10 protein-coding genes are annotated in these 14186 nt (G+C 63.7%); 2 read left to right on the top strand and 8 right to left on the bottom strand.

The genetic code is table 11. The features are described from left to right. The first annotated feature begins 122 nt into the window (after positions 1-122). The gene (locus HGK27_RS09380) at positions 123-2507 is read left to right on the top strand and encodes a bifunctional diguanylate cyclase/phosphodiesterase (RefSeq protein WP_206240288.1); all 2385 of its coding nucleotides are present in this window, start codon (positions 123-125) and stop codon (positions 2505-2507) included. Between the two features lie 39 nt (positions 2508-2546). On the opposite strand, the gene HGK27_RS09375 is transcribed toward HGK27_RS09380, so the two are convergent. The 7 genes from HGK27_RS09375 to HGK27_RS09345 form a co-directional block, all read right to left on the bottom strand. Then, positions 2547-3230, bottom strand: coding sequence for a hypothetical protein (locus HGK27_RS09375; RefSeq protein WP_241126984.1), 684 nt, complete (start codon positions 3228-3230; stop codon positions 2547-2549). A 59-nt stretch (positions 3231-3289) separates the two neighbouring features. After that, entirely contained in the window at positions 3290-4489 is a 1200-nt protein-coding gene (locus HGK27_RS09370; RefSeq protein ID WP_206240287.1) for a GGDEF domain-containing protein, read from the bottom strand. Between the two features lie 208 nt (positions 4490-4697). Then, positions 4698-4985, bottom strand: a complete 288-nt coding sequence (locus tag HGK27_RS09365; protein ID WP_206240286.1) for a hypothetical protein — start codon at positions 4983-4985, stop codon at positions 4698-4700. Positions 4986-5265: 280 nt separating this feature from the next. After that, positions 5266-6630 (bottom strand): LysR substrate-binding domain-containing protein, encoded by a 1365-nt coding sequence (locus HGK27_RS09360; RefSeq protein ID WP_206240285.1) that lies wholly within the window; start codon positions 6628-6630, stop codon positions 5266-5268. Between the two features lie 275 nt (positions 6631-6905). Further along, entirely contained in the window at positions 6906-9425 is a 2520-nt protein-coding gene (locus HGK27_RS09355) for a glycyl radical enzyme family protein (RefSeq protein WP_206240284.1), read from the bottom strand. Positions 9426-9707: 282 nt separating this feature from the next. Continuing rightward, on the bottom strand, positions 9708-11378 hold the full coding sequence (locus HGK27_RS09350; protein WP_206240283.1) for a carboxylesterase/lipase family protein: 1671 nt from the start codon (positions 11376-11378) through the stop codon (positions 9708-9710). A 58-nt stretch (positions 11379-11436) separates the two neighbouring features. Then, positions 11437-13134: a carboxylesterase/lipase family protein gene (locus HGK27_RS09345; RefSeq protein ID WP_206240282.1), complete on the bottom strand. Its 1698-nt coding sequence runs from the start codon at positions 13132-13134 to the stop codon at positions 11437-11439. A gap of 212 nt (positions 13135-13346) precedes the next feature. Between HGK27_RS09345 and HGK27_RS09340 the strand changes: the two genes are divergently transcribed. Next, entirely contained in the window at positions 13347-13547 is a 201-nt protein-coding gene (locus HGK27_RS09340; RefSeq protein WP_206240281.1) for a hypothetical protein, read from the top strand. A gap of 2 nt (positions 13548-13549) precedes the next feature. Here HGK27_RS09340 and HGK27_RS09335 read toward each other — a convergent pair whose 3' ends face one another. Beyond that, complete coding sequence (locus HGK27_RS09335) at positions 13550-14002, bottom strand: SRPBCC family protein (RefSeq protein WP_241126982.1); 453 nt, start codon at positions 14000-14002, stop codon at positions 13550-13552. Positions 14003-14186: the final 184 nt, after the last annotated feature.

Below are 14186 nucleotides of genomic sequence, written 5' to 3'. Positions count from 1 at the left end.
TTACGTTTTGACCCCAAGGGAAAATCCGTAGCGATGTAAAATGTTGTGTTATTTAAAAAATCTTTACCACGGCCGTCCGATAGGGATGCGGACATATCTATCATCCGTGAGATCCCCCTTTCATGCGCTTCCTTATGTGCCTGACGCAGGAGCATAATCTGTGGCTGGTGGCCCTGGCTGCCTTCCTCTGCCTCGTCGGCTCGACCATCACCTTCGGCCTGTTCCGCCGCCTGCGCTATGCCGAGCGCAGCGCCGCTCCGGCCTGGATCTTCATGGGTGGCGTGGCGACGGGCGCCACCATCTGGTGCACCCATTTCGTGGCGATGATGGCCTATCGCCCCGGTGCCGCAGTGACTTACGAACCGCTGCTGACGGGGCTTTCGCTGGTGCTGGCCATTCTGGGCAGCGGGCTGGCGCTGTCGGTCGGCGCGCGTGAGGGGCGCTGGTCGGGAGAGATCGGCGGGGTGATTTTCGGTCTGGCGGTGACGGTGATGCATTACACCGGCATGGCGGCCTTTGCGGTGCGCGGTGCCGTGCTGTGGGATACCGCTGTCCTTGCCGGATCGGTGCTGGGCGCGGTGGTGCTGGGCGCTCTGGCGTTCCGGCAGGCGCGCGCCGCCGGGCGTGAGGGCACGCTTTACGGCGCCGTCGCGCTGATGGTGGCCAGCATTGTCGTGCTGCATTTCACCGGCATGGCGGCCATGACCATCGTGCCTTTTGCGCCGATGGGCGGCCAACTCAATGGCGGCGACGCGACGGTGGTGATGGCCTTTGCCGTGGCCGGGATCGGTCTGCTGATCCTGGGCACGGGTGTTTCCAGCCATGCATTGGACCTGCAATCGCGCGCGGAATCCCGGCGCAGCCTCGATGAGCTGCTTGAGGGCAGTGTCGATGGCATGGTCGTGGTGCGTGAGGGCGTGATCCTGGCCGCCAATGCCGGTTTCGCGGCTCTGGCGGGCGTGCCTCAGGAGGTGATGTTTGGCAATCCGCTGGAAAACTGGCTGCCAGCCATCGATACGGTCTCTGCCAGCAGCCTGACCCAGCTGAGCATGCTCAACGCGCATCAGGCCGAGATCCCTGTCGAGGTGGCGCTGCGCCGGGATGAAAGGCGCAAGCCCGCTCATCTGATCTATGCCGTGCGCGATCTGCGCGCGCGTCTGGCGCAGGAGAAGCGGATCGCCCATCTGGCCCGCAATGACAGCCTGACCGGTCTGCCCAACCGCGCCTCCTTCCTCGACTGGCTTGAGCGGCAGACGGCACCGGGCATTGCTCAGGGCGATCTGGCGCTGCTCTCGATCGATCTCGACCGGTTCAAGGAGGTGAACGATACGCATGGCCATGCCGTGGGCGACCGCCTGCTGATCCATATCGCCGAGCGGATGAAGGCCACGCTGCGCCCCGGCGAATTCGTGGCGCGTCTTGGTGGCGACGAATTTATTGCCCTGATGCCTCTGCCGGAACGCGACGCGGCGCTCGATCTGATCGACCGCCTGCGTGAGGCTGTTACCACGCCGATGGATATGGATGACGGCAAGATCTCCTGCGGGCTCAGCGTCGGCGTGGCGATCTGGCCTCAGGATGCCGAGGAAACCTCGACGCTGATCAACAATGCCGATCTGGCGATGTATCGCGCCAAATCCTCGATCTCCACCGATGTCTGCTTCTATGAGGAGGAGATGGACAAGGCCGTGCGCGACCGCCGCCGCATGGTCAAGGAGCTGCGCGAGGCGCTGGATAACGAAGAGTTCAGCCTGCATTGGCAGGTTCAGGCCTCGGTCCGCACGGGCGAGATCACCGGCTATGAGGCGCTGCTGCGCTGGAACCGGCCTGATGGCACTTCGGTCTCGCCCGACCAGTTCATTCCGCTGGCCGAGCAATGCGGGCTGATCCTGCCGCTGGGCGAATGGGTGCTGCGCACCGCCTGCCGTGAGGCTGCGGCATGGAGCGAGCCGCACAAGATCGCGGTGAACCTCTCGCCGGTGCAGCTGGCGCATGTCGATCTGCCGGGCTTTGTGCTTCAGGTGCTGCTGGAAAGCGGCCTGTCGCCCTCACGGCTGGAGCTGGAGATCACCGAAACCGCGATGATCACCGATCTGGAGCGCACCACCCACATCCTGCGTCAGCTCAAGGGGATGGGGATCGGCGTGGCGATGGATGATTTCGGCACGGGCTATTCATCGCTCTCGACGCTGCGGGCTTTCCCCTTCGACAAGATCAAGCTCGACCGTTCCTTCATGACCGAGCTGGATCAGGCGCCGCAATCGGCGGCCATCGTGCGCGCCGTGCTGGCGCTGGGCGAGAGCCTGAGCATCCCTGTGCTGGCCGAGGGCGTGGAAACCGTGGAGCAACTGGCCTTCCTGCGCGAGCAGGGCTGTCAGGAAGCGCAGGGCTATCTGCTGGGGCGCCCCAGGCGTCTCACCGAAAACACGACTGAGGACAGCAACCGGCTGGCATGGATCGGTCAAGCCGATCTGGCTGAGCAGGCGCCACAGCCCCACACCGCTTGAACGTATAACAGCGCGGGTGGTCGCTCGGCGACGCCCGCGTTATTTTTGCGGGAACAGGCGGTTCCAGCGCGCATCCAGCGCGGCCTGCGCATGATCGGCCTTGACCCGCGACACCAGCGAAACACCGCGCAAGGTCACGCTGTGTCCGCCCAGCCAGCGACCGGCGATGCTGTAGCCGATGTCGTAAATGGCAACATCCTCATGCGGATCGCCATCGACCAGAAAATGGGTGGTGATGACCACGGGCAGGCGTTCGTCGCCCCGGCTGTCATCGGGCATATTCGCTTGCCCACGCGCCGTCTTGAGCGCGCTTTCGAACCATGTCGCCTCGATGCGCGGCTCGCCGGTGGTCTGGGCCTGGGCGACGCTCAGCGCGGTGGGGAAAGCGATCTCCTGGCTTTGCACCGACTGATCCGGCGAGCCGGGTTTCAGCACCAGCTCGCTCTTGCCCGAATTGATCGCGACCAGCAGCAGCGTGCCCGCCCGCGCCGAGGCCTTGGCGGCATCGGCATGTTTGACAGCATCGCTGTCATGCCGCTCGCTCCAATTGTTCCACAAAGTCAGGGCGGAGATGATCACGGCCACCACCGCCAGCACCTCGCCCAGCGTGATCCAGCGCCGCCTGATGGCAGCGGCTTCGGCAGCGCGCACTTCCGCTTTGGCCTCGGCCTTGGCGTGGGGACGGTTTTCAGACGACGAGTCGGAGCGGGGTTGGTCAGTCACGGCGCCGTGAAATCACGCGACGCCTGCCGCGTCAAGCGCCTGTCTGCAAGGCCTGACGCTCAGCCGAAAGAGACGCGGGGCAGAGGGGCCAGCACGGCGCTTTCCACCCGGTTGCGTCCGCGAGCCTTGGCCGCATAAAGCGCGCGATCCGCCGCCGAGAGCAGCGCCGCCAGATCGTCCTCGGCGCGGCTTTCGCTGGTGCGCAGGCCGATCGCCATATCGGCCAGACCGATGCTGACCGTGGCATGCACCGCAAGGCCGTGGGCGGTGATCGAGGCATGGTCGGCGAAATGCTGCACCACGGCCTGACCGATGCGGCGGGCCTGCATGCCGTCGCAATCGGGCAGAAGGGCGGCAAATTCCTCGCCGCCGATGCGGGCGAGAACGGCGTCAGGGCCCAGAAGCTTGCGGGCAATGCGGGCGAAGCTGCGCAGCACCTCATCGCCCGTGGCATGGCCATGGCGGTCATTGATCGCCTTGAAATGGTCCATATCGAAGGCCAGCAGCGAGAGCGAGCGATGCGGCTCGCCCAGCAGACGCGCGCCTTGCTCGAAGAACCACTGGCGGTTGCCGAGGCCGGTCAGATAATCGGTCAGCGAGGCGCGGAGCAGGCGGTCATGGGCTTCCTCGCGGATCAGCGTCAGCAGCGCCATGGGCAGCACCACGGAATAGAGCACGCCGCCATACATCGTCACCGCGCTGGCCATGGCCATAAAACCCGGGCCAAAGGCCTGGGTCAGGAAAGGCAGCAGCAAGGCTCGGCCTGCATAGAGCAAGGCATAGCTGGCCGTGGTGACGACGATAACCCGCCGTGCCCGCAAATGTTTGAGAGGATGGCAGAGCAGGACCTCGCGCATGGTCGCGGCGCTGACCAGCGCGATGGGCAGGGCCGAGACATAGTCCCACACCAGCCCCTGCCAGCGCGTTCCGGCCACGCACCAGGCCACCGCAATGCCGGCCAGCAAGCCGGCGGAAGCGATCCGATGTCGACGGCCGTTCAATGCAGCCACGCCTTCGAGAATCAGCAAATAGCCGGTCATGATGATGAGATTGCTGGTGGCCGCACCGCAAACACCGGGCAGCATATGGCGATCCGTCGCGGCCAGGCAGCCCGCTGCCAGAGCCGTGTAACCCGCCGCCCAAAAGCCCATGGCATCGCGGTGTTCAGGGCGAATTTTACGCTCCCACAGCGTCATGGCCGCGCTGACCAGCAGCGTGCCGATGACGAGAAGATAGAGCGTGGTGAGATCGACGTGCATTGCCTGAGCCGTTGGGGGGATGGCGGTTGAGCCATACCTTGGCGCAGAGAATGAAATTAAGCGTTAAATTCTGACAGCTTTTGCCGTCCGCGCGAAAACGGACCGTTCAAGGCGGTTTGCCTTACGGACAAGTCAGGCCCGGGCGGCCTGTTTCGCGCAATCGCCACGAGGCATCATGCCCCGTGACGATCGATTTTACATGAAATTTTTATTGGCCGGACTGGCTCGACGCGGCGCGATGCTCCGTCTTGGTCACGGTGGTGTGCACGGTGGAACCCGGGGCGGGCTTGGCGGGCGCGGCCACATGCTTCTTCACATGAACCACCTTCACCTTGTTGGTCGAGACATTGCCCGGAACGGTGGTGCTGGTGCGGGTGCTGTGCTGCTCCTGCGTTTCATGCGTGACCTGAGCCGAGGCAGGTGCGGCCATGCCGATGGTGGCGGCCAGAGCCAGACCGGTCAGGGCGGTGGCGGTAAGCTTGCGATCAATCCTCATGGAAAGTCCTTTCGGCTGGAGAGGCAGGAATATCCCCGAGACATTCGAGGCGTGCTTGTGAAAGAACCGAATGGGGCAATTGATCCTTCCGTGCGGGGGAAGCCGATGCCGAGGCATGAGGGTTTTATGCAGAAGATCGTTGTCAGCGTGGCTGAAATTGGGCGTTTTCGTCTTGGTCGCGGGATGACGGTTTCAAGAGGATATGCGAGGGGGCCGGGCATTCCTCTTGAGACATGCAACCAACAAAGCCCCCTTGCATTCTCCCTTCTTCCAGCCCCTTTTACCCCCTCAACAAAGCGCTTTCGAAAGGCGAAAGACTGCCCGGCTCCCGATCCAGCCCGCGCAAGGCATGGGCGAAGGCGGTCTGCAAGCGCGTGGGCAGCCAGCCGCGGCGGGTGATCATCGCCACGCAGCTTTCCGTCTCCAGAGGCCCGAAATCGAGCGCTGCCAGACGGTCCCCCAACTCCTCGGCCAGCAGTAGTTCGGAGCGGGTGAGAACGGCGATCGCATTGCTGTCAGCCAGCAGCGCCATGATCGTCACCAGCGAATGGGTCTCGACCCGGCCAAAGGGGCGGGCCATGCCCGCGAAGAGGTCCTCGAAGGCCTGCCGCCGGATCGCGCCGGGGGCGGAAAGCACCCAGTCATATTGGGCCAGATCGTTGCGGGTGACCTTTTCCTGCGCCAGCAGCGGGTGGCCGCGGCGCACGGCCAGCACGAAGGGATCGGCGGCGATCACCTGCTCCAGCACATTGTCTGTGGCCGGAGGGCGGTTTTGCAGCCCCACCACGAAATCGATCGAGCCGCGCTTCAGGCGATCGAGCAGCATGTCATAGGTGGCATTGGTGACTGAAACCTGCGCCTGCGGATAGGCGCGGGTGAAGCTTTGCAGCACCGAGGTCAGCAGGTGATTGCCCGCCAGCATCATCGCGCCCACCAGAATGCGGCCATTCTCCACGCCGAAACCGGCGTTGACCTCCTCGCGCGCGGCTTCCAGCTCGCGCATGGCCAGACGCATGCGGGAGGCCAGCTGCTTGCCTTGCTGGTTGGTGCTGATGCCATGGGGCTCGCGATCGAAGATCGGCGCGTCGAGTTCGGATTCGAGGCTGCCGACGGCCTTGCGCAGCGTCGCCTCGCGCTGTTGCAGCATCTTGGCGGCATGGACCAGCGAGCCGAATTCATCGATCAGCAGCAGGGTGACGATCAGCGGGCGCGTCAGCCGCCCGGCAAGGGCATCGGCATGGGCGCTGGTCCAGCCGCGCTCGCCGCCGAATTCCAGCAGGGCGCCGCGCATGTCGCAGACATAGCGCTGCACGCGGTGATGCACTATCATGCCCGCCTCGGTCAGGAACAGGCCGCTGCGCTGGCGCAGGAACAGCGGCACACCGAACCAGCTTTCCAGATTGGCGATGGCCTGCGTAACCGCCGGTTGCGAGCGCGCCAGATCGCTCGCCCCGCGCGAGACGCTGCGGGTTTCCGCCACCGAGGCAAAGGCGCGCAATTGCGGAAAGCTGGGAATATTGGCGTAGGGCACCTCGGGCATGCCGGAGGTGGCGGGGTGTGGCGTGGCGCTCGTCTTGCGCGATGGCGCGGAGGTTTCGCGCTGCGGATCGCCGTAGAAGGTGAAAAGAGACGTGGACTGGCCCATATGCCGAGGCTCCTTGTCGAACCGTGCCTTTCGAAGGGAGAATAGGGGGGGCGGCGCGTCAGCCCGGGCCCCTGGTGTTGCCCTCACAATCGACGCATCTTGCCCCTGTGGTCAGCATAGGCGCTCCCGGTCTCCCCCTGAGCGCGTGTCTTCGCGCCCGTTCTTGTTGCGGGGCAGGATGGAGATGGATGGCTCCACCGGCAAATTGAATTTTGGCCAGCACTATAGGAAGGCCTGCGCAGGGCGCCCCGGGGAGGGCGGCCCTGCGGCAGCGGTCACGCCGCTTCGTCGCGGAATTCGATGGGGCAGGCACCCGTCGCGCAATCGAGATGCTCGCGCGCCACGTCCTCGGACAGGGTGGTGCGCTGGATGGCGCGGGCGATACGCTCGAACTCGGCCTTGGCGACGGGCTCCTCGGGCAGATATTCATAGGCCGTCAGATCGTCGGACTGCGGCATCACCGAGCAGGCGCGGACATGGGGCTGATGCTGGCGCAGCATCGCCTCGAACAGCGCGAAGCTGGTCTGGCTAGGGCTATATTTCAGCGTGTAGCTGATCTGGTTGCCATAGGCGGGGGTGGCTTTGCTGCCGTTCTGCCAATCGTGGCCGGTGAAGCCCTCCAGCCAGAATTTCTCGCCCAGTTGCAGCCAGGCGAATTGCTCCTCCATGCTGGCCTCGCTGGCGGTGACCAGATGGGGTTCGATCCCCTCCAGCGTGGTGATCAGCGGGGCGGTGGGGAAGCCGACGATGGTGTGGCCCTTGTAGACCTCCAGCTTGCGCACCGGGTAACCGGCCTTGGCGTAATCTTCGACCAGCGGATCGTCATCGCGATATTGCACCCAGCGCAGGTAGCGCAGCATCGAGGGCAGGTGCCATCCTTCGGTCAGGCCGAACAGTTTCGAGACCGAGCCGGAGGGCTTGATGGTGGTCATGGTGTGGGGCACGGAAACGCCCAGCACATCGGCATAGTCCACGGCTTCGGTATGCACTGCGCGAGAAAGCGAGCCAAGGGTTTCCCAGAAGGCTGCCGCGCGGATGGCGGGTGAGGCTTCTGTCAGATCAGCCTGCGCCGTCTGCCGATAGCCGTCGAAATCCGGGGCGATCAGATCGCGGAAACCCACCTGAAAGAACTTCCACGCGAATTCATGCACACCCGTCAGCCCCACGCCGATGCGGTTGGTGCGGCGCACCTCGGCGGCATAGAGGCTGTCCATCAGATTGACGCGCATCAGGGCGCGGGTGGCGGCGCGCACGGCCTGATGGGCTTCCTCCAGCGTGTCGCAATGGAAGGGGGCGACATCGGCGATGACGCAGAAGGCCCCCAACACGCTCAGCACGATCTCGCCGCAGGGGTTGACGATATAGCCGTTGCTTTTGCTGGCGGTGATGCGGGCCAGACGGGCGAGGTAGAGCCGCGTCTCATCCTGCACGCTGTAGCGGTCAGACCCCACGAAATCGCCGCTACGAAACACGGCGGCATCCAGACCGGCATCGTTCTTCACCAACTGGTCCTCGTTGATGAAGCCGGGCTCTCCGGTGCCGTCGCCATAGGCACATTGCGCGGCGCGGCTGAAGACATGGCGGGCATGGCGGCTGCGCTGGCTGTTGTAGTCCGGGTCATCCTCGGGCATTTCCAACCGACGCCAGAAATCGGCGTCCACGGTGATGCTGTTGTTGCTGGACCACAGGAAGGCCATGGGCGGGAAGGCGCTGCTTTCGCGCACAGCCAGAACCTCTTCCATCGAGAGGCCATCATATTCGATGGGCCGCTTCACCTCGATAAAGTCCACCGCCTCCAGATCGGACCAGTGCTTGGTGGACATGCGCGCCGCGCGGCGGGCGCCGCCCACCAGCACCGGTTCGGCCAGATAATGGTCGATGTAGAGCGTCTGGCGCCAGGGCGAGAGGCCAGCGCCCTTGATCTTGGCGATCTTCTCGAACGCATTCATCAGCGGCACCGGGCCGGAGGAGGGGCGGCCCTGCATGCCCATGATCGGCTCGCCGCGACCGCGCACGGCTGAAAAGTCCAGCACCAGCAGGCTGTCACGGAAGACCTTTTGATAGGTCATGATTTCCAGCTGCTCGACGGCCTGAGCCCAGCCTTCGCGCGTGTCGGGCACGTTGAACCACACCACATTGGCGCCCTTGCCATAGAGATGCCGGGCATCGCGCACCGATGTATGCTGGGAGGGATCGAAATCGGGATGGGCATCATCCAGCACCACGCGGATGGTGGGCATATTATCCCAATTGGTGAGCATCAGATCGTCGTCATAGCAGCGCCCCACGCCCGATCCGTTGAGCAGCAGATAGAACAGCGCGAAGGAGGTCGCTGCGGTGCTGCAATTGGTGAAGACCTCCTGCGGGCGGTCGATCTGCTTTTCGTCGCCCTGCTGGAGGTGGCGGCCCGACATCAGCACGGCGCCCTTGGCGATCAGATCGCGCAATTCCGCCGACTGGGCGTCTCGCGTGGCGGGATCACCCTGCACCAGCGCCAGCAGTGAGGCATTGCCATAAGCCACGCGACCGGCCAGCTCGCCCCAGCTTTCCCAGCGGGTGGGCGGCACCATGCCGCGATGCGCGGCATCGGGGCTCAGGCTGGCGGTAAAGCCGCTGTTGCCCAGCGCCACCAGCCAGGGCTTCAGATCCGGGTCCCTGGGGTTCAGCGCGATCTCGGGGTCGAGCAGGCTGGCCGCCTCATCCGTCAGGATGCGGCGCAGATAGGTCCGCTCGGCCACCGCGACGCCCATGCCCGGATCGAGCGCACGAAAGCTGGGAGCCGGGGTTGGACGCATGGATGATCTCCGTTGATGGGGCGGCAGCTTGAAGGGTAAATGTGATATCCTGATCAATATGTGGATTGGAGGCCTGCATATCAACACAAGATATTGATATATTCCACATCGCGACCAGAATCAAAGCTGCGCCCGCAGATCACCCGATAGGGATTGATCCGGCTGATATGCAGGACATGCGGGACAAGGTGCTCCAACAGAGCGACCAGCCCATCCGGGCCAAACCCGGAAGGCTGGCAATCAGCAGGCGAGGGCAGGGGGCTCCTTGCCTGCTGTTATCGTTCAATAGGTTGGTTTTGCACCATTGGCCGCAGGCGTCACCGGTGGCTGAGGCGCGGCTTGGGTATCGAGCAGGAAGGACAGGCCCGGTGTGTTCAGCTTCTCGACGCTGGTGTGATCGTCGATCACGGTGCGACATTCATCCTTGGGATCGAATTTCACCAGCCGGATGGCTCCACCTTCGGGAACGCCCGTGCTTGCATAGCTGACCACCAGTTTTTGCAGATCCTCCGAGAGCGTCCGGTCAGCCTGACCCCAATCGCGGGTTTTGCGGAAGGCGTTGAACGCATCATAAGTGCCCAGCACATAGGGTACATCGCCCATATGATAGGCGCCCGCCGTGGCGGGATCGAAATCGGAGAAGGTTACCCCCGGCGTAAACGGCTGAACCTTGGTAAAAAGATAAAGGTAAGCAGGCTGCCTGCCATGCGTGGCCTGCAGCCTGGCCCAACTGTAGGCGCCAAGCCCGAAGCCGCTGTCTCGCCCGAGCTGTTCGGTCTGAGCCGCCGCCGATGCATCATCGCGTGCAGGCCAGAGCTTCAGGAACTGCGCGGCTTTCTCGCCATAGGTGGTTTGCGCGGACTGCCGATAGGCGCTCAGGCTGCGGGCGGCGCGGATCGGCACATTGGTGCCAAGGTCATTCGCCATCGATCCAGTCACCACGGGTACGTCGCTCTGCTGCCCGGCCTCAAAGATATGCTGCACCGTATCGGGCAGATACCAGCCGTCGATGTTGGGGCCGATGCGAATGCCGCTCTGCTGGGCCGCTGCCATGATCTTGTCGAAGGAGATCTGGCGCATGGCCGCGATATCGGCGGCCTTGAGCGCCTGCTGGAACTTCTGCCCGGTGCTTTCGGCCTGAGCCAAAGTCGCGCCCATGGCATCGACAGGGCCGCCGCGCGTGGCTGAGCCGCTCAGCCCCAGCACGCGGGTGAACAGCCCCTTGGCCAGCGGACTGGCCTGCAGATTGTTGATCGAGATCGAACCTGCCGATTGCCCCACCAGCGTCACATTGTCCGGATCGCCGCCGAAGGAGGCGATGTTGCGCTTCACCCATTGCAGCGCGGCGACCTGATCGAGGAAGCCCCAATTGCCGCTGGCATGATGTCCGCTTTCCGCCGTCAGTGCGGGATGGGCCATAAAGCCAAGCACGCCAAGGCGATAGTTGGGCGCGACATAGATCACCCCCTTATGCGCCAAAGGCGCTCCGGAATAGATCGGGCTGGAGGCCGACCCCACGGTAAAGGCCCCGCCATAGATCCACACCACCACCGGCATTCTGGCGCCCGGCCTGGCTTGAGCGGGCGCCCAGAGGTTGAGGTAGAGGCAATCCTCCGAAACGCTTTCCTCGCCGAAATAATGGTTGATGCTGGCCGAGCGCATCCCTTGCGGGCACTGCGGTTTGAAGGCGTCAGCATGGTAAACACCCTGCCATGCCGCAACAGGCTGAGGCGCGCGCCAGCGGTTCTCTCGCACCGGAGGCGCGGCGAAAGGCACGCCGAGATAGGCCTTCACCGCGCCATCGATCATCGTGCCGGCCACGGCCCCACTGTCGATGCTGACGGGATCGCCCCCAACCGGTACCGCCACCCCGGCATGAGCCTGAAAGGCCGGAGCCACGGAAGCACAGGCCAGCATGGCAGCGGCGAAACGGCGTTTTGCGGAACATCTCATGCGCTGGTCCTTGAAAGGGTGATCGGGGCGTTCTGTGTCTTGCCCCCATAGAGGAATGTCAGTCTCGCGGCCCCTTGCCGCTGATCATGCCCGGCGCGCCCATGCCGCCACCGCTGGGCAAAGCCGCGGCTTCAGGCTTGTTCGCTGCCAGCCATTCCATGGCTTTGGTGTTGAAGGGTTCGAACTGCCCCTTGCTGGAAAAGCGCATGAAACCATCGCTCTTCGCCGACCATGCGGGCCAGCCCAGTGCCGGTGTCGAGGGATCGCGGTTGGCGGCGAAGGCGACCAGCGCATCGGACATGGTGCCGGCCAGAGCGCGGTCGGTTGCGGTCCAGTCGCGGGTGTGGCGGATGGCGTTGAAGACATCCAGATTGTCGAACCAGTAGATGATGTCGGCATTGTGATAGGCGCCGATGGTGGCCGGGTCCTGATCGCCCACGTGCGCGCCCGGCGCATAGGGATGCTTGCGGTCATACATCGAGATATAGACCGGCGATCTGTTGTATTTCGCCTGAATTACCCCGCACTGGCGCGAGTTGTAGGCAATGGCGGCTTCCCGCGCGATTCTGGCGGCGGTGGGCGCAACCTCGGCATCGCTCCTTACCGGATAGAGTTTGAGGAAAGCATCGGCCTTGTCGCCGTAATATGTCCGGGCGAGGTTGCGGTACTGCTCCACCGTATGGGCGGCATAGAACAGGCCTGCGGATTCCCCGCTGTTGAAATTGGCCAGAACCGGCACGTCGCTCATGGCATGAGTGCTGGCGGCTTCCGGTTTCTGCCGGGTGAAGAAATAGCCGTCGAGGACTGGTGTCGCCTTGACGCCGCCGGTGTTGCTGTAGCCCACCTGCGTTTCGGCCTGCAGGCGGATCAGCTGGTCGGCAGCGATATAGCGCAGATCCTCAAGCGAGTTGGCGCCCAGCCGCTTCTGGATTTCCAGCCCCACTTTCTCGCCATCGGCTAGGCTTGGCAGGGTGCCGGTGCCGATGCTGCAGGTGGATGACATGAAGGCCCCCGAGAACAGCCCCTTCGACAGCGGACTATGCATCTGCGCACTGACCGATCCCGCCCCCGCCGACTGGCCCGCGATGGTGACCCGATCCGCATCCCCGCCGAAACGGGCGATGTTGTCATGCACCCAGCGCAGGGCAAAGCTCTGGTCGAGATAGCCGTAATTGCCCGAATGGCCGCCCTGTTCCTTCGTCAGCTCGGGATGGGCCATCCAGCCCAGAATGCCCAGACGATAGGCGATCGTCACATAGACCACGCCCTTTTTCGCCAGATCGGCACCATCATACATCGGGCTGCCCGCCGAGCCGATGGTCGAGCCGCCGCCATAGATAAAGACCACCACCGGACGCTTGTCGGCGGGCTTGCTGCCCGGAGGCGCCCAGATGTTGAGGTAGAGGCAGTTTTCGGACGATGCTTCCTCGCCGAAGTAATTGTTGATGTCATGCGGGCGCAGAACCTGCATGCATTCGGGCATCTTGCGGTCGGCGTTGTAGACGCCGTTCCAGTGGATCGCTTGAGGCGGTTGCCAGCGCAGATCATAGAGCGGCGGCTTGGCAAAGGGCACGCCCAACCAGGCCTTCACACCGCCCTCCAGCACAGTGCCTGTCACCGCGCCCGATGTGGTGTCGATGGGAGGAACGCTTTCGAGAACCTGCGCCTGAAGCGCGGTGGAAGCGATACACAGCAGCACGCTTGCCGACGTCGCAAGGTATGTGCGATGCCTTGATCCAGTCACCATCCGGTTCATCCTCTCTCCTGTCGCCGGAGCGCTTTTTTCTGCACTCTCAGCGATGATTTATCCGATTTTTGCGCGGATCAAATCTTGAGGGGACTATTTCGTACATAATTTTTCTTGTCAACGCACATATCGATTGCGGCTTTGCGGGCCTGCCATCGGCTGGTGGATAACCCGATGGGCATGGTGGACGCGGCAAGCCCGATAGGTCTAGCGGCGCGCCGATGAGCATCATCGCCACCATCATGAATTCGGCCACGGGCCAACCGATCCAGAAAATGACCTTCGGGCGCATGCCCAAGCCCTGGGTAAGCTTCAACCTCACCAGCGGAGAGCTGGTCACCGCCGACCGGGTGCATGTCGGCAAGCCCGCGCCGGGCAAATTCGTGGCGCCGGTCGAGGTCTGGGTGACGCCGAAGGGCTGAAGCTATGTCGCGCCCTTTAGCCCCTCCAGCAGGGTCTTGAGGGCGCGAAGATCCTTTTCGACCATAGCCGCATCACGCTCGAAAGCGGCATCATCCATGCCCGGCTGGCGGAACAGGGTGAACACCACCAGCGTGCCGCTGCCATTGGCGATCATCCGCAGCGGAATATAAATTTCTGCCTGGCGGGGCAGGGCGACCCAGTGGTCGAGGATACCATAGGGGTTGGGCGGGCTGAACAATACCCGCGCCTCACCCTGAGGGGTTTTGGCCGCCCACGCCGGCCCCTCCTGTCGCAGCGATGAGGCAAAACCCGAAGCCCAGCGCGGGAAATTCTCCGGCTGGCGGGTGAAGCCATAAGCCTCGTCAAACCCGCAAGCGATGATCACCGAGATCGACCGCGCGGGAAGCGGATCAAACAGCGTCGGATCATGATCGATGGGGGCGTGGCGGTTCATGGTTGCTCCATCACAGGTCTGGTGGCGGGCTTGCAGTTTGCTACGTAAAAGGTTGGGAGGAAAGGCTGTTCCCATGCCTTGGCGTTCAGGGATGTGGAATGCTCCCCAGATCAGCCGTGGCGCATAGCTCTCGGAAAAATTTGCTTATCTTCCGGTAACCATGGAACCTTTGGGTAACCGCGCT

The sequence above is a fragment of the Novosphingobium terrae genome (genome assembly GCF_017163935.1).
GTDB lineage: Bacteria > Pseudomonadota > Alphaproteobacteria > Sphingomonadales > Sphingomonadaceae > Novosphingobium > Novosphingobium terrae.
The sequence above is the reverse complement of the archived record's forward strand: the minus strand, read 5'-3'. Positions and strand labels throughout refer to the sequence as shown.